Origin of the sequence: Maribacter sp. ACAM166 (assembly GCF_005771495.1) — a bacterium.
Classification (GTDB): Bacteria; Bacteroidota; Bacteroidia; order Flavobacteriales; family Flavobacteriaceae; genus Maribacter.
Map to the genome: position 1 here is coordinate 50,496 of NZ_VAUW01000001.1, position 16,977 is coordinate 67,472.

Here is a 16,977-nt window from a genome sequence, read left to right on the forward strand (position 1 = left end):
AAAAGCCTTGCATTGCAAGGCTTTTTTTATGGTATTTTATGAGTGTGTTATTTGTTCACACTTGTAATATATTTTTGAAGCGCCATAGTCATTGATGGTGTTTCTGGAGTAGGCGCTTTAATATCAATTCTTAGGCCTGCACCATTCGCAGCATCTACCGTAGAATTACCGAAAACGGCAATTCTGGTTTCGTTTTGTTCAAAATCTGGAAAATTCTGAAAAAGAGATTCAATCCCAGACGGACTAAAGAAAACTAGTATATCATAAGAAACATCTCTCAAATCGGAAAGGTCGCTGATTACAGTTTTATAAAAAATAGCCCTTTTCCAATTAATACCCAAAGATTCTAAAGTTTCGGGTACATCTGATTTAAGAGCATCAGATGAAGGAAGTAGGAATTTTTCGTCCTTATATTTTTTAATCAACGGGACTAAATCCGTAAATAACCTTTTGCCTACATAAATTTTGCGTTTTCTATAGACAACGTATTTTTGTAAGTAATAGGCAACGGCTTCAGATTGACAAAAGTATTTCATTGAATCTGGAACTTTGAAGCGCATTTCTTCTGCGATTCTAAAAAAATGATCCACTGCATTTCTACTAGTTAAAATAATTGCAGTAAAATCATTCAAATCTATCTTCTGCTGACGCACATTTTTTGCATCAACCGCTTCTACATGAATGAAAGGTCTAAAATCAACCTTTACTTTCTCTTTATCAATAAGTTTGGAATAGGGGGAATTGTCCATTTTTGGCTCTGGTTGAGAGACCAGAATTGTTTTTACTTTCATACGCTGCACTATTTAAGAAAGCTTCCCATTATAACTAATGGTGAAATTTCGAGAGCGCAAAGGTACAAAATAAAATAGAAAAAATAAGAGCTTATAAAATTTCGGTAATTCCTGAGCACTGTCACCCAGCCTATTATATTTATGGCCAAGAAGAAAATTAGTGCAATTAGAATAACGGTTTTTGAATCAATGTAAACATAGGTCAAAAGTACATTGCCTATGAATAAAACAATTCCAGAATAATTTAGGTATGTCAATTTTCTGAAAATCAAATCACTCAACGTTTTATAGGAATTAAAGACAAATGCATTGACTAGTTGTACTATAGTTTTGATAGAAAGGAAAAAGAAAACTCCGGCGAGAAGTGTGGGGAAAATGAAAGGGTTTTTTATTTCCGATGGCAGTAAATCACGACGCCAAATAAAAAATATAAATAAGCTAGTATTTATTATTTGAAAAATACTCCATAGGATATGGAACCCATTGAATAATTTTTCCTTCTTTCTGTACATGGTAACGTACTTGTCATTAAAAGGAAGAATTATAAAGCTAAAAAAGCGGGAATAATAAAAACTTTTTGCGATTAACGGAAATAGAAGACTAAACACTAATGTTAATGTAATCCAATCCGTTTGTGCAAATGTTCTGGTGATAGGTTCCATTAATTAACTGGTATAGGTTTCCCGTTTAATCCGTATAACAGATTGTTCTCAGAAATGACGAGCCTAAAGTAACCAATGTTTTCTTTTTTTGTCTTTGGTAACCGAAATATAAAATTTGTTGTGTCTTGTGATTGTAAGGTCAATGTGTTTGGTTCAAACGCTTCTAGCACTATTCCTATAGTTTGCTGAGGTATTTTATAACCATCCATATAGGTAACCGCAAATTTCAATTTATTCAAATCGATAGGCTTTTTATACGGATTGAAAATTTTTAAATCTAAATTTTTATCAGAATTTAAAGAAACTTCTTGATCATCTAGTATACATTCCACTTTACGGAAAGATTCAAAACTTGAGATGTATTTGCCTTTGTAAAGTCCACCATCGGCTCTTTCATATGAGAATGAATTATCATTAATGTATTTTGAGATATAGGCTATATCCTTACCTCGTACCTTTTCTTCAGAATCATCAATTGAATACTGATTTTTACGATACATAAAATTATTCAATGAAAAAGTAGGCGTTCCATTCGTGTAGAAGGAATACATAGGGGCATTTCTATATGAATTTTCAAATACAACAGGAAGGTCACCTACCTCATCCTTTATAGCTTGGGCCCATTCTTTATTACCATGGCTTTCGTAATAAAAGTCGAATAAAAGGGGTTGGTACGCAAGGCCCATTCTTAAATAAATAATCAATACGGTATTGATAAGGCCTAAGCGAAAGATCCAGGTTAATGCTTGTTTGTTGCTGAGCATATAATTAAATGCAATGACCACCAAGGGAATGCAAATAAGGATAATCCATTGGGTTTGTACCCTTCTATTAAAACTAGAAATGAAAAAGAAGGCGATTACTCCATAAGTGAGGTAAATGAGAGCCTTGTTAAACAAATCGCTGCCTTTGGTTTTTAAGAGTGCTTTATAGATAAAAGGAAAAGTAAGGCCAAATATGGCTACTAAATTCACGAAAAAACCTAGGGTGTATTTTTCAAAGCTATACGCGCCATTGGGTCTTTCGTATAGATGGTATTTAATGGAAACGAAATCATTATCATAGAGCCAATAAAAATGTGGAGCGTAACAGCATAGAGCAACTAGTACGGCAAACCATGCATGTTTATTGCGAACCAATTTAAGATTAGACAGCAAAACAAAGAATATAACTAAAACGGCATGGTACTTACTATACATTAACGCGGCCATACATATACCTAGTAAAAACGCTAGACTAAGGGATTGATTTTTTATAAAGTGCTTATAGGTTAATAGGAAACAACTTGTAAAAAAGAGCAATGGAGTGTCTGGTAATGTGAAGAAGCCATAGGCATTTAGTAATGTCATGGAAAAAACTAATACAAAAAAATGGGTGATGTAGTCATTCTTTTTTGAACTGTCTATCATTAACCATAGCAGCAAAATATTAATCGTAGAAAGCAAGCAGCTAATAAAGCGCACGCCGAGTTCGCCATCAAAAAAATAGCTACTTATTTTGACCATTAATGCCACCATAGGTGGGTGGTCAAAATAGCCCCAAGCCATTTGCTGGCTGTAGTACCAATAATAGGCCTCATCAAATATGAGCTGCGTAAAATTGGATTGAATAAGGTTAAGAATAAAAATTGCAGCAAGAAAAAAGTAGAACTGCTTGGGAATTTTAGTCAACATTCGCATAGGATACTTGTAAGCAAAATTACAAATTTAAGGTTATGTACCTAGTTTAAAAATATCATAAAGGTATTGTCGCTCGTTTTAAGACGATTATTAAAACCTTACTTTTGTATAAATACCTTCTAATAACATATGGCAAGTAGTCTTGTAATCATACCCACCTATAATGAGATTGAAAATATTGAGGCCATAATAAGGGCAGTATTTGATTTGCAAAAAGATTTTCATGTGCTTATTGTAGATGATAATTCACCCGATAAAACGGGCGATTGCGTAAGAGGTCTTCAAGAAGAATTTAAAGAGGTACTTTTTTTAGAAACCAGGACTGAAAAATCTGGTTTGGGTACAGCATATATACATGGTTTCAAATGGGCGATTCATAGAGCTTATGATTATATTTTTGAAATGGATGCCGATTTTTCGCATACCCCTTCAGATTTGATTAGGTTGCAAAGAGCCTGTATCAATGGGGCAGATGTAGTGGTAGGTTCGCGGTATAAAAAAGGGGTGAATGTAGTTGACTGGCCATTGTACAGAGTATTACTTTCTTACGGTGCTTCTTTCTATGTAAAGATTATAACCGGTATGCGAGTGCATGATCCAACAGCTGGATTTGTATGCTACAAAAGGGAAGTTTTGGAAGCTATTGATTTGGATTCTGTTCGTTTTGTAGGGTATGCATTTCAAATAGAAATGAAGTTTAGGGCCTATTTGAAAAAATTCAAGATTGAGGAAGTATCCATTATTTTTAGAGACCGTGTACTAGGGAAATCAAAAATGAGTTCCTCTATCATTAGTGAAGCAATTTGGGGCGTATTGGTGATGAAAATGAGAAGCCTATTTCTAAAAAATAAATTTTAAATATGGGTAAAATTCTATTAAAAAACGGCACAATGGTCAATGAGGGAGTCATTCAAGAGAATGATATTCTTATCGTAGATGACTTAATTGTGAAAATAGCCAAAGATATCACTGATGCCGATGCATTGGTTATAGATGTAAAAGGCATGCATATATTACCGGGTATAATAGATGACCAAGTGCATTTTAGAGAACCAGGTCTAACGCATAAAGGAACTATAGCGACAGAGAGTAGGGCAGCGCTTGCCGGTGGCATAACCACCTATATGGAGCAGCCCAATACAACACCGCAAACAACAACGATAGAGAAACTAGAGGAAAAATTTAGTGTCGGTGCACGTTCATCGTTTGCAAATTATTCTTTTCTTTTTGGTGGTACTAATGATAATCTCGAGGAGCTAAAACGATTGGATAAAAATGCCTGTTCTGGTATCAAATTATTTTTAGGATCATCTACAGGTAATATGTTGGTTGATGATGAAAAGGTCATAGAGAGTATATTCAGAAATACAGAAATGGTTATATCTGCCCATTGTGAAGATGAAACTACGGTTCGTAAAAATTTGGTTGCCTATAAAGCTGAATTTGGAGAGGATATTCCATTAAAATATCATCCCATTATTCGAAGTGAAGAGGCTTGTTATTTGTCATCTTCAAGAGCGATTACTTTAGCTGAGAAAACGGGTGCTCGGTTACATGTATTCCATGTGTCTACAGGTAAGGAAACGGATTTGTTTCGAAACGACATTCCGTTACAAGAAAAGAAAATAACGGCTGAAGTGTGTATTCATCACCTTTGGTTTTCTGATGCCGACTATGCCGAAAAGGGAACATTGATTAAATGGAATCCTGCAGTTAAAACAGCCAATGATCGAGATTTATTATGGAAAGCGTTATTGGATGATAGAATCGATGTGATTGCTACCGACCATGCTCCGCATTTATTAGAAGAAAAGGATAACATCTATACCAAGGCACCTTCTGGTGGCCCGTTGGTACAGCATGCACTTCCTGCGATGTTAGAAAAGGTTAAGGATGGAACGATTAAGTTGGAAAAAATGGTACAGAAAATGTGTCACAATCCGGCAATTTTATTCCAAATTGAAAAACGTGGATATATACGGGAAGGATATTACGCCGATTTGGTAATAACGGACTTAAATAGTCCATGGACTGTTACTAAAGAAAATATAGCCTATAAGTGTAAATGGTCTCCTTTCGAAGAGGTTACTTTTTCTGCGAAAGTTGTGCACACGATAATTAATGGGCATTTAGGGTATAGTAATGGCAAATTCTCAGAAACACGGAATGCCAAAAGATTAACGTATAATAGGCCATGAAAAATAGCATAATAATTATCATAGTGATGCTACTACTTTTTTCATGTGCTGAACATTTGATAGAAAAGCCAGAAAAATTAATAACAGAAGACAAAATGGTTTTAATTCTTAAAGAGATGGCCATTGTCCATGCAGCAAAAGGAACCAACCTTGGGAAGTTGAAGGATAATGGTATAGAGCCAACCAGGTTTGTATTTAAAAAATATGAAATTGATAGTGCTCAATTTGTAGATAGTGACCGCTATTATGCCTCATTACCATTGGTATATGAAACGTTGTATAAGAAGGTTGAATCTGGTTTAGAAAATGATAGGGTACAATTAGAGGCAGCGAAAAAATCAAAGGATAGTCTCAACGCGGTAAAGAATACTCCAAAAAAGGATATAGATGTAAAGGCTAAGGATTCTGTGCTGTCTAAGAATGTTCCGCAATAAATAGCTTAGCAGATAATTCTATTATTGCGTCTAACGGCTCAAATTCAAATTCTAAAGCACGTTTTATTTTAGTGCTATCGAATGTGGTAGGATGTATAAGTCCATAAATAGTGTTGTTGGTTATAGTTCTAGGTTTTACTGTTACTACATGTCTTATCTGATCAGCAAACTTTCCTAATTGAAGTTGCCATAGCTTTAATCTCTTTTGTGGAGGTTTTTTTCCCATTGAACGTGATATTCTATCCAATATTTGTTTATAGGAAATGTTTTTTGCAACGGTAATAAATCGCTCACCGTTAATATCCGAATCCATAAGGTTGACCATTATAGTGATAACATCAGCAACAGAAACAAACCCAGAACCACCAGGTGGGTAATACGAATAACCTTTATGAGCAGTTTTAAAAAAAGTGCCACTTCCGTTTTCCCAATACCCAGGTCCTAAAATAACACCAGGATTCACGATTACTACTTGCAACTGTTCTTGGGCACCGCGCCAAACCTCCATTTCTGCTAAATATTTTGTTATTGCATATGGGTTGGTATGTTGTCTGCTCCATTCTGTTTCTTCATCGGCTTCTTCATCGGTAACAGTTCTACCAATTGTACCAATCGTACTCACATAGCATATTTTTTTAACACCTTCCGCAATACACATGTTTACAATATTGGCGGTACCTTCTCTATTTACGCGCTCTAATTTTTTAAAATCCGAAGGACTAAAAGATATATAAGCGGCGCAATGATACACATGAGTGACTTGTTGAAATGCCGATTTTAAGGAAGGAATATCTAAAATATCACCCTTTACCCAATCTATTTTGTTAAAAAGCGAATGAGCATCTGAGGTGTAGTAGGAGAATGTTCTTTTAACTTGCGCTAGTTTTTCGGGAGTTCTATAGAGCGCACGAACTTTACTATTGTCCATGGCTAATTTCAGTAACAAATGTGACCCTACTAAACCTGTGCCTCCCGTAACTAATACCATGTTTCAAAGTTAGGAAATACAGGTGGATAAATTCCTGCTTTGATCTACTGGGTACTGGTAAGAATTCCATTTATATTTGCAACTCAAATAAAATTCAGAATACGATGACAACAAATTTTGTCAAGGAGTTAGAATGGCGCGGAATGTTACATGATGCCATGCCAGGAACAGAGGAACATTTAATGGAGGGAATGCAGGCTGCTTATGTAGGTATAGACCCTACGGCAGACTCGTTACATATTGGTCACTTGGTAGGGGTTATGATGCTTCGTCACTTTCAGTTGGCTGGTCATAAGCCATATGCACTTATTGGCGGTGCTACAGGTATGATAGGAGATCCATCTGGTAAATCTTCTGAGCGTAATTTGCTTGATGAGAAGACCTTACGGCATAATGAGAATGCCTTAAAGGAGCAATTGTCGCGTTTTTTAGATTTTAATGTTGATGGCGATAATACGGCAGTTTTGGTCAATAATTATGACTGGATGAAGAATTTCTCCTTTTTGGAATTCATTAGGGACGTAGGGAAGCACATAACCGTTAATTACATGATGTCAAAAGACTCGGTGAAGAAACGTCTTTCTGCAGAAGCAAAGGAAGGAATGTCTTTTACTGAATTCACCTATCAGCTGGTGCAAGGCTATGACTTTTTACATTTGTACAGAGCGCATAATTGTAGCCTTCAAATGGGCGGTAGCGATCAGTGGGGGAACATTACCACCGGCACCGAATTGATTCGAAGAATTGCTGGTGGTAAAGGCTATGCACTTACGTGTCCCTTAATTACAAAGGCCGATGGTACCAAATTTGGTAAAACAGAAGGGGGTAATATTTGGTTAGATGCAGAGCGAACATCGCCTTATAAATTTTACCAATATTGGTTGAATACCTCTGATGAAGATGCGGAAAAATATATTAAGATATTTACATTTTTAGGTCAGGAAGAAATAGAAGAATTAACCAAACAACATCAAGACGCACCACATGTAAGATTGTTGCAGAAAAGGTTGGCAGATGAGGTTACCGTAATGGTGCACTCAAAAGATGATTTGGATAATGCTGTACGTGCAAGTGAAATTTTATTTGGTAAGTCCACTGCAACAGATTTGAAGGGATTAAATGAAAAAACATTTTTAGAGATTTTTGAAGGTGTGCCACAAGCGGAACTTTCAAAATCTGAACTGAATGATGGTTTGGATATGATTGGGGCCCTTGCAGCCAAAACCAACTTTTTAGGTTCCAATGGCGAAGCTAGAAGAGAATTAAAACAAAATTCCATTTCGGTAAATAAAGAGAAAGTAAAGGAAGACTTTTTGATTACTGCAGATGATTTGATCAACGATAAATTTGTGTTGTTGCAACGTGGTAAGAAAAATTATTTTGTACTCGTATTGAAGTAAGCAAAGCAACCATTGGCGTGTTGAATCATCTTATAGAAAATGTAGTGCTATGAAGGTTAAACTTTTAGTTGTATTGACTATGTTGCTATCTGCTTGTAATCAAGACGATGAACCTGCCATTGTAGATACTGCTTTAGAGGGTGATTGGGTGTTGTCACAAGTTTTATGTTATTGCGGATTTGACCCGGATACCGATTTTGCCCTCACCCAGATTAATTTTGATACGGAAAGAGATTTGGTAACCGTTACACAGAATGGGGAGTATACTTTTTTCAGAGAAGCCGGCGAATATTTTTATGGTGGACAAGTTGACCGTATAGGGTTTTCAGACGATTCGGTATACCGCTTTGAAGTTGATGAATCAAGGCTTACACTAACCTTTCAAGACAACCCTCAAATAGCCGATGATGAAGTAACCTATGTTTTTAAAAGGTAGAATTAATTTCCACACCATTACATTGACTTTTATTTGAAATAATACAGCGAATTAATCGTTAGCACAGCATAAACCCCCATATTATGTATAAGAAGTATGCTTTTATTTTAACTGTCTTTACACTATTTGTTAGTTGTGATAAATTAGACGAGCTCACCAAATTTGATATTGAATATAGCCAACAGGCCACTATTCCTTCATCCACAGGTATAAATTTACCTTTTGATGTTTTTACCCCCGAGATGGAAACGAATTCAGAATCTAAATTTTCGGTAAACGATACAAGAAAAGATCTAATAGAAGAAATAACCTTAACAGAGCTAGAACTGGTTATTATTTCGCCAGACAACGCTGATTTTAGCTTTTTGAATTCAATAGAAGTGTATATTTCTGCGGATGATTTAGAAGAAATTAAGATAGCATTTTTGGATGATGTGCCCGAAAATTCAGGAAATAAAATTACGTTGAATACATCCGATATAGATTTGAAAGAATATATTAAAAAAGATGAGTTTATTCTTCGCTTAAATACGGTGACTGACGAACTGATTAGTACAGACCATGAATTGGAGGTGAACTCTACCTTTTTTGTTGATGCTAAGATATTAGGACTTTAAACTTCGAAACCATTACATGCAACGTTTTTTGTTGGATTACATCTTCTCATTACGTATTGACGTTGTGAGAAAAATTGCTGCTTTTGCCTTATTAATAGTTACCATACTTTCATGTTCTTATCCTGATGATTTCGGATTGGAATCTACCGAGTTTGTCTATGCTGAGCAAAAATGGGGATTGATAAAAATGACAGGTAGTTTTGTAGGTTCTGAAAGTACAGGTGACGAGATGGACTGTCAAGAATCCTATCTATTTACACCAAATGGCACGTTCATTAAATCAAGAATTAGGGATGAAGTTGTTACAGAGTGCAACGGCACTTTTGAGGTAATAGAATATGATACCGAGCATTAATTGGAACTAACCTATGAAACCGGTAAAGAGTTAGTAGGGAATTGTACAGGTGATAACAATGAACTTATAATATACAGGACTTCAAATAGAATTACTAATATGTGGATGGCTTGTGATGGGCCAGGGTTAGATTATGCACGTAATAAAAACTAAAGCAGCATTAAATTACATCCTCTAATATCAGAATTGTCAAATCTGCCAATAACTTCAAACGAACCATCTTTATGTACCTTGCCTAGATCTTGTGTTGCAATGAAGGAGCAGGAATTGACATTGGCAAGGTCAATGACATTTATACCACCTGTTTTACCTATTTTCTGATAGGTTAAAGGGTCTTCTGTATCCCGGACTAACACCTTCATCCAAGGTGGGCAATTAAACACACCATGACCTTTAGAATATGCTTGTGATAATAATTCTGTCATTCCGTATTCAGAATGAATTTCATTCACTCCAAAGCCTTTTGAGAGTAGTTGATGCAATTCTTGCCGTACGAGTTCCTTGCGGCGGCCTTTCATGCCTCCAGTTTCCATTATTATGGTATTTGGTAGTAATAGCTGATAGTTTTCAGTAAACTCTAATAGCGCAAAGGAAACTCCTATAATTAATAGTTTAGTATTCGTTTTTTGAAGTTCTAGTATATGCTGGTATAACTGGTCATATTCATTTAAAAAGAAACCACTTTTAGGATGCTTGGATTTGGCTATCAAATCTTCAACCATATAAATAAGGGAAGATCCTGTACGTTCCAAATAGGAGGGCAGTAGTGCTAAAATGCAATAGTCTTCTACAGTACCATAAAATGCTTTGAAAGCTTTCAAATAACTCTCGTGATACAGTTCGAGTGCTGTGACGGAGTGCTTGCTGGTTTCACTTCCTGTGGTGCCACTGCTAGTGAAAATTATTTCTGCAGGATTGTTAGAACTTACAACACTTTTTGACTTAAAAAATTCGATGGGTAAAAATGGAATTTGATCTACTGATGTAACTATACCAGGGTGCACGTTTAAATGAGAGCAAAATGAATGATATACTGGGTTGTTTCTGTATTGAAACTGAAAAGTATGCAGTGCCTGGGTTAAAAACTCCTCTTCGGTGCGTATATTGAAAATAGCATTTTGCTTCATGAATTATTTCCCGTTGAAACAAAGATACTGAACCAAAGTATTTTAATGGTTTTGTTGTCAAATTAAGTAAGCGGTATTATTTAACCACCAGTTTACGGGTAATTGATTTTTTATTCTCAGTGACCTGAATCACATAAACCCCAGGGGATAGTCGTGAAATATTCATTGCTTTGGTGGATAACCTGTCGGTTAGCACTAATTCTCCAAAAACATCGTAAACTCTAACATCCTTTAGATTGTTCTTTTCTGTAGAAACATAGACTACATCTGCAAGAACAGGGTTTGGATAGAGTTTAAAACCGGCGATTTCATCATTTCGTAGGTTATTGAAATCTATGGTATCCTGAGCATAAACACCAACGTGAACTACCATAAATAGTAGAAAGTAGATTTTCTTCATGTTTAATTGATTTGGGGTCAACGGTATAAAGGTACTTATAAGCTATACTAGGGGATTAAAAATGTTGTGAAAGCTAAGATTTTGTAGGTCAACAATATACGTGATGTAATTCGTCGGAAATATATGCATTTTGCCGATAAGCATTAAGAAGTTACTTGATAACGTTAAAGGGAAATATACTACTTTACAATTAATTTTCGAGTAGCTAGCTTATTTTTTTCAAAGACACGTAAAACGTACACACCTGCATCTAAATCTGAAAGATTTAATTCTTTACCTAGTATTGTTGTTTTTAGCAATAAGGTGCCAAAGACATCGTAAATAAAGATTTCTTTAGGTGCATTGAGGTTTGTGGAAATATAAACTTTGCCAGTAGTAACCGGATTCGGGTACATACTAAAACCATCGATATCTCCATCGCTTCTGGTGCTTTGTCCATAGCTGAAGGAGATAAAAAGAAAAAAGATGATTAAGTAAAGGTGCTTCATACGCTACTACCATACAAATTGTATACCACAAATATATGAATATTGATTACTGAAAGTCAAGGTGGTAGACCTATTATTTTGCATTTTTTCGATGAAACGCAAAAAAGCCCACAATTTGCGGGCTCTTTCTTAAACTTAGGTGCTTATTATTAGTTAATTCCAGTTGTCCAACCAGCTGCCCATGTTGGTTCGCTAGCGCCTGCGCCTGCTCCAGTGTTATCACCAGTAGTGATAAATGTAGTATTAGCACCTGTATAATCAGTTTGAATAAATTCAGGTGCAGGAGTATCAAATTGAATCGGATTAATTGTTAGAGCATCGGCTTCAATACGAACGCCTGCTTCTGTATCAGTATCTTTTACCTTAACACCTAGATCAACACCTGAAGTGTAGAAATTAGTAATGGTAAAAGAACCACCACCTTCTTTGAAATAAAGTGCACCCTCAGATACAGGACCTACTACAGTTATGTTAGTTAAAGTAGTTGTTGTTACTGGAGAGGCATCGCCATCATCACCATTGTTTGAACCTTCTATTCCAGCTTTAGCACCGCCTTTTATGTACCAGTTAGTACCATTACCTGTCCATCCATCAGCAAAGTCAATTGAATCGTCACCACTTCCTATTGATACTAGATTAACTCCATCAACAGCTCCACCGAAGAATTCGATTCCGTCATCACCTCCCATATAAGATTGTACGTTTTCGAATTTTGTGCCTGAACCAACTCCAAATAAAGAGACACCGTTAAACTCTTTGTCATTAGAAAAAGTAGCACCAGTATACTCAACTCTTAAATAGGTGATATCACCAGAATCGTCATCATTTTCGGTTCCGCCGTAAGTTAAATCACCAACCTCGGTAGTAACGTCAACACCTTTGTTAGTAGCTGCATTACCAGCAATTACCAAACCGCCCCAATCGCCAGCTGCTGGTGTATCTGAACCAGATGTCATTATAACAGGAGCAGTAGCTGTGCCGTTTATAAAAATCTGAGCTCCTCTTTCAACACCTACGAAAGCGGCTGTGCCACCTGTCGCCTTAATTAGAGTACCAGCAGGGATAGTTAATGATCCACCAGTTTTTACTACAAAACCATTTGTAAGAATGTATTCAATACTAGCATCTAAAGAAACATCACCTGTAACTTCACCCGCTAAATTTTGTTGGGTTGAAGCAGCACTATTGCTTAATCCAGTTGTCCAGCCAGCTGCCCAGTCAGGAGCGGCCGCACCGTTACCAGCGCCAGTTGCTAAACCTTCAACAAAGAAGTCTAAATTGGTGCCGATATAATCAGTTGCAGTAAATTCAGCAGGAGTATCAGCAAATTGAATATTTGAAATTGCTAGATTATCAGCATCTATTCTAGCGTTTGCTTCGATGTCAGTATCCTTAACTTTAATACCTAAATCTGCACCACTTATATAGAAATTTTCAATTGTAAAGTTTCCACCACCTTCTTTGAAGTATAACGCTCCTTCGCTTACAGGACCTACTACGGTAATGTTACTTAGCGTTGTTGTTGTTACAGGAGTAGCGTTTCCATCATCTCCGTTATTTGAACCTTCGATTCCAGCTTTAGCACCACCAGCAATATACCAGTTAGAGCCACTACCTATCCATCCATCGGCAAAGTCAATTGAATCGTCACCACTTCCTATGGAAACTAAGTTGTTTCCTGTTACAGAACCACCGAAGAATTCAATTCCGTCATCACCTCCATTAAAAGATTGAACATACTCGAATGTAGTACCTGAACCTACACCAAATAAAGAAACTCCGTTAAATTCTTTATCATTAGAAAATGTAGCGCCTGTATATTCTACTCTTAAGTAAGTAATTTCTCCTGAATTATCTGAAGAGTTTGAACCTCCGTAGGTTAGGTCACCCACTTCTGTGGTTACATCTACACCTTTATTCGTTGGTGCATCACCAGCAATAACTAAACCACCCCAATCACCAGCAGCAGCATTTGTAGCTCCAGAAGTCAGAATAACTGGAGCGGCAGCCGTACCGTTGATGAATATTTGAGCACCTCTTTCAACGCCAATAAATGCGGCAGTACCACCTGCAGCTTTAATTGTTGTACCAGCAGGAATTGTTAGAGAATAACCGGACTTAACTACATATGCACCAGTAAGATTATATGCAATTGCAGCATCAAGTGTTGTATTTTCGGTTATATCACCAGTTAAATCTACAGATTCGACGGTACAGGCTGTACATGATCCACCACAATCAATACCTGTTTCATCACCATTTTTTATACCATCCGAGCATGTTGCTTCATTGGTAGGTATAGTATCATCATCACTACATGATGTTACAAAAGCCAAGGTTGATAAACCTAGCATTAAAGAGAAAATTGTTTTTTTCATGTTTACAAATTTTAATTTATTTTTAATTGAGACCTATGTTAAAATAGTTAGGTATTCTTTTTATTAGAAACGATAGGTGAGTGATAGTGATAGATCCATCCCTCTTTTATAGGATAATACAGTTACAGGTCCATCCTCTAAAAAACCTGGTACTGCTGGGTTGTCTAAATCAAGTTTTCCTTCGGCATTTTCATTCACTCTTTCTACAAGAGGATTCAATAAGTTTCTAAGGTTTAATCCAACGGCAAGATGTTTGCCAAATTCTGCCTTCGAAATCAAATCAAGCGTTACATAGCCCTTATCTACTAAGTGACCTCTGCCTGTGCTTCCTAAAGCGAAAAGACGTTCTGAGAAATAATTGGCAGCTAGTGTAGATCTAAAATTCTTTTCTTTAGCGAATTCTATGTAATAGCTTAAATCACCATTTAGAAGTACATCGGATGCACCTTGTAATGGGGCTTCAGTATTTGTAAATGCGGCTGATAAACGAGTTTCATCGGCAACTTTCTGCGAATCTAATTCTTGATTTGTTTTTAGGTAAGAAACGTTACCGCCAAAACTTAATGTTTCCTTTAAAAAAGCATTTTCGGTTTCTTTTTCCTTTTCTATAACATTTAATCTAAGTTCTAATTCAGCACCAAAAGCAGTGGCACTATCACCGGTATTAGCATAACTCAAATCATTAGCTGCAGAAACTACCAAGAAGGTATTGATTGGGTCTTTAATGAGTTTTCCGAATACACCGAAAGAAAGAAGTTCACTAGCCGTAGGAAATAGCTCCCAACGAATGTCAAAGTTGTAATTGATGGAATTTGTCAAATCTGGATTACCAAAGGAGTCTTGATTTATTTCCTCTTGAAATAGGAATGGTGCACGTTCCTTAAATTGTGGTAAGGTATAGGTTCTACTTGCCGCAAATCGAAGGTTTTGCTTATCGTTTAATGAGTACTTAAGTGCTAACGATGGTAAGAATTCGAAAATATCCAAATTATTATTCCCCTCACCTTGAATTACGGTGTTCCAAGTAATATCTTGTTTAATTTGTTCACCTCGAGCTCCTGCGAACAATGTGAATTTTGGAGAGAAATTATACTCAAGGGTTATGAATCCTGCATTAATTTGTTGTTCTCCGCCAAAAGTTTGAGGAAGTATAGCGTCAGCAAATGAAGCTGGGCCTCTAAAAGTTCTTATTTGATATAACCCTGAACTTAGTGGGTTTTGTTCAAAATAAGCATCAATATTTCTAGGGTCAACAATAGGTTGTTCGTTAACCTTTAAGAATTGATAATTAAATTGTGTAGCATCAAAATCTACATTTTTAAACCTACCATTATACCCTAGGGTTACCTTGCCATTAAACTCCTCATCATTATTTTTTTCAAACTTATACATTGTTGAAATAGTAGCCGAAATTTCTTCTTCATCTAGTTCTTGATAGAATCTGTGGTTTTCAGATGCTGCGGAAACTAGAGCAAATGATTTTGGACCATCAGGCTGATTATTTCTTACAGGTAACAGGGTGTTTTGTCTTCTGTCTGGAATAACATTCTTAACATAGTTATAAGCCCCTCCCCAGTTGATTTCTAAGTTTTCTCCAAATTTGTGTTCTCCCAAAAGTTGATGAATATAAAGGGTAGTTCTATCATAAGTTGATCTCTGAATAAAGCCACCACCTTCTGGTGCATCATCTTCCCGGTCAATTATACCATTAAATTCTTCCTGCTTTTGACTTGAATTGTTAAGCAACAAAAAATTGTATTTAAAACTAGATTTGGTTCCCAATCTTAATCCTACATTACCCATTAAGGTAGTCGAGGTATTATAGCTAAATCTTTCGTACTCAAAATCTGAGTTTGGTAAGCCGTTTCCAACATTTGGTGCGCCTCTATTGACACCTTGTCTATAAGCATTGTCATTACCAAAGGATCCCACGGCAAAGAAGTTTAATCGTGTTTCTTCACCTAGGTTATAGGAATCTCCGCCTTTTAATGAGAAGCTTGAGTTTATAGGTGTAGCACTTTGTTCTCTATCCCAACTGGTTGAGAAAGTATTTGAAAATGGATTGTTTGGAATAGCCGCGTTGTAAAATCCTGAAAAATCAGGACCATTATTCAAATAGAAGCTATCGACACCAATAGCCTCAGTGTTTGCACCGGATTGAGTAGTTAGCTCGAAAAACCCAGAACCATTATAATCTCTTGATAATATATTGATATTGGCTCCGCCAAAATCACCATAGTTACTGGCATTAAAAGTTTTATCAATTCCTATTGATTCTATTATGCTAGTGCTAAAAATACTAAGGTCAATATTCTTTTTAGAAGTATTGTTCGAAGGTATTGGCAACCCGTTTAGGGTAGTGATATTAAATCTATCACCAAGTCCACGAACGTAAACATTGCCAGATCCTTCTTCTTTAGAAATGCCAGTTACTTTACTTACGGCGGTAGCTGCATCACTAGCACCTTTTCTAGCTAGTTCTTGTGCCCCTATAGCAGTTTCGAGAGTAACTTTCTTTTTCTGGTCTAATAATAGAGCAGTTTCAGAATCTTTACGTGCTATTGTTGTTACGGTTACTTCATCTAAGGAAACTCCTTCTGATGCACTTAATGGTACATCTATGGTAGTTACTTTTCCTGCTATTACTTCTACTGCTGGAATTTCAACAGTTTCATATCCTAAATAGCTATACGAAACAGTATATGTTCCAGGTGCTACATTTGATATTTCATATAATCCATCAAAATCTGAAGTGGTTCCTTTTGTGGTTCCTTTTAATAATATGTTAGCGAATGCTAAGGGCTCATCACTGACTTCCTTATCAATTAATTTTCCAACAATGTTTCCAGAGTCTTGAGCGGTAACATTTACCAAGACAAAAAGGAATGTAAATAACAATAATTTGTTCATTAGATATATTGATTCTTTAATCAGCGGTAAAGGACGTTAGTGGTTGTAAAGGTCGAGTTACGTATATGTTAAACCTTTATTTTCTTAGTGTTACCTAATTGTTACTACATTAAA

At 36.2% G+C, this 16,977-nt stretch carries 16 protein-coding genes; 7 read left to right on the plus strand and 9 right to left on the minus strand.

What is annotated here, in order from left to right; translation table 11 throughout:
- Window positions 1–47 precede the first annotated feature (47 nt).
- Genes ES765_RS00265 through ES765_RS00275 form a run of 3 tightly spaced genes read right to left on the minus strand, consistent with a single transcriptional unit; the run spans window position 48 to window position 3,132 of the window.
- Window positions 48–791, minus strand: a complete 744-nt coding sequence (locus tag ES765_RS00265; RefSeq protein WP_138110525.1) for a uroporphyrinogen-III synthase — start codon at window positions 789–791, stop codon at window positions 48–50.
- Between the two features lie 8 nt (window positions 792–799).
- A complete protein-coding gene (locus ES765_RS00270; protein ID WP_138110526.1) occupies window positions 800–1,453 on the minus strand; it encodes a DUF4271 domain-containing protein in 654 nt (217 codons plus the stop codon).
- A complete protein-coding gene (locus ES765_RS00275; RefSeq protein WP_249356156.1) occupies window positions 1,453–3,132 on the minus strand; it encodes an ArnT family glycosyltransferase in 1,680 nt (559 codons plus the stop codon). The genes ES765_RS00270 and ES765_RS00275 overlap by 1 nt, the downstream gene beginning before the upstream one ends.
- Window positions 3,133–3,261: 129 nt before the next feature.
- On the opposite strand from ES765_RS00275, the gene ES765_RS00280 reads away from it, so the two are divergent.
- The 3 genes from ES765_RS00280 to ES765_RS00290 are packed head-to-tail and all read left to right on the plus strand — an operon-like array spanning window position 3,262 to window position 5,764.
- Window positions 3,262–3,990, plus strand: a complete 729-nt coding sequence (locus tag ES765_RS00280; RefSeq protein ID WP_138110527.1) for a polyprenol monophosphomannose synthase — start codon at window positions 3,262–3,264, stop codon at window positions 3,988–3,990.
- A 2-nt stretch (window positions 3,991–3,992) separates the two neighbouring features.
- A complete protein-coding gene (locus ES765_RS00285) occupies window positions 3,993–5,330 on the plus strand; it encodes a dihydroorotase (RefSeq protein ID WP_138110528.1) in 1,338 nt (445 codons plus the stop codon).
- Window positions 5,327–5,764, plus strand: coding sequence for a DUF4296 domain-containing protein (locus tag ES765_RS00290; protein WP_138110529.1), 438 nt, complete (start codon window positions 5,327–5,329; stop codon window positions 5,762–5,764). Before ES765_RS00285 ends, ES765_RS00290 begins: the two co-directional genes overlap by 4 nt.
- Here the strand turns inward: ES765_RS00290 and ES765_RS00295 are convergent.
- The gene (locus ES765_RS00295) at window positions 5,745–6,752 is read right to left on the minus strand and encodes an NAD-dependent epimerase/dehydratase family protein (protein ID WP_138110530.1); all 1,008 of its coding nucleotides are present in this window, start codon (window positions 6,750–6,752) and stop codon (window positions 5,745–5,747) included. The two genes, ES765_RS00290 and ES765_RS00295, sit on opposite strands and share 20 nt — an antisense overlap.
- 104 nt (window positions 6,753–6,856) lie before the next feature.
- Here ES765_RS00295 and tyrS point away from each other — a divergent pair, with 104 nt between their 5' ends.
- The 4 genes from tyrS (at window position 6,857) to ES765_RS00315 (ending at window position 9,560) form a co-directional block, all read left to right on the plus strand.
- Window positions 6,857–8,152, plus strand: coding sequence for a tyrosine--tRNA ligase (tyrS, locus tag ES765_RS00300; protein WP_138110531.1), 1,296 nt, complete (start codon window positions 6,857–6,859; stop codon window positions 8,150–8,152).
- A 49-nt stretch (window positions 8,153–8,201) separates the two neighbouring features.
- Entirely contained in the window at window positions 8,202–8,588 is a 387-nt protein-coding gene (locus tag ES765_RS00305) for a hypothetical protein (protein WP_138110532.1), read from the plus strand.
- Between the two features lie 83 nt (window positions 8,589–8,671).
- Window positions 8,672–9,205 carry a hypothetical protein gene (locus ES765_RS00310; protein WP_138110533.1) on the plus strand — a complete coding sequence of 178 codons (534 nt, stop codon included), beginning with the start codon at window positions 8,672–8,674 and terminating at the stop codon, window positions 9,203–9,205.
- Between the two features lie 16 nt (window positions 9,206–9,221).
- A complete protein-coding gene (locus ES765_RS00315) occupies window positions 9,222–9,560 on the plus strand; it encodes a hypothetical protein (RefSeq protein WP_138110534.1) in 339 nt (112 codons plus the stop codon).
- Between the two features lie 149 nt (window positions 9,561–9,709).
- Here the strand turns inward: ES765_RS00315 and ES765_RS00320 are convergent, their stop codons facing one another.
- The 5 genes from ES765_RS00320 to ES765_RS00340 all read right to left on the minus strand — a co-directional run bounded on the left by ES765_RS00320 (window position 9,710) and on the right by ES765_RS00340 (window position 16,863).
- Entirely contained in the window at window positions 9,710–10,687 is a 978-nt protein-coding gene (locus ES765_RS00320; RefSeq protein WP_138110535.1) for an acyl transferase, read from the minus strand.
- A 76-nt stretch (window positions 10,688–10,763) separates the two neighbouring features.
- Window positions 10,764–11,087 (minus strand): T9SS type A sorting domain-containing protein, encoded by a 324-nt coding sequence (locus ES765_RS00325; RefSeq protein ID WP_138110536.1) that lies wholly within the window; start codon window positions 11,085–11,087, stop codon window positions 10,764–10,766.
- A gap of 179 nt (window positions 11,088–11,266) precedes the next feature.
- Window positions 11,267–11,575 carry a T9SS type A sorting domain-containing protein gene (locus ES765_RS00330; RefSeq protein ID WP_138110537.1) on the minus strand — a complete coding sequence of 103 codons (309 nt, stop codon included), beginning with the start codon at window positions 11,573–11,575 and terminating at the stop codon, window positions 11,267–11,269.
- Between the two features lie 149 nt (window positions 11,576–11,724).
- Window positions 11,725–13,953, minus strand: coding sequence for a hypothetical protein (locus ES765_RS21985; RefSeq protein WP_212744191.1), 2,229 nt, complete (start codon window positions 13,951–13,953; stop codon window positions 11,725–11,727).
- Between the two features lie 63 nt (window positions 13,954–14,016).
- Window positions 14,017–16,863, minus strand: coding sequence for a TonB-dependent receptor (locus ES765_RS00340; protein ID WP_138110538.1), 2,847 nt, complete (start codon window positions 16,861–16,863; stop codon window positions 14,017–14,019).
- Window positions 16,864–16,977: the final 114 nt, after the last annotated feature.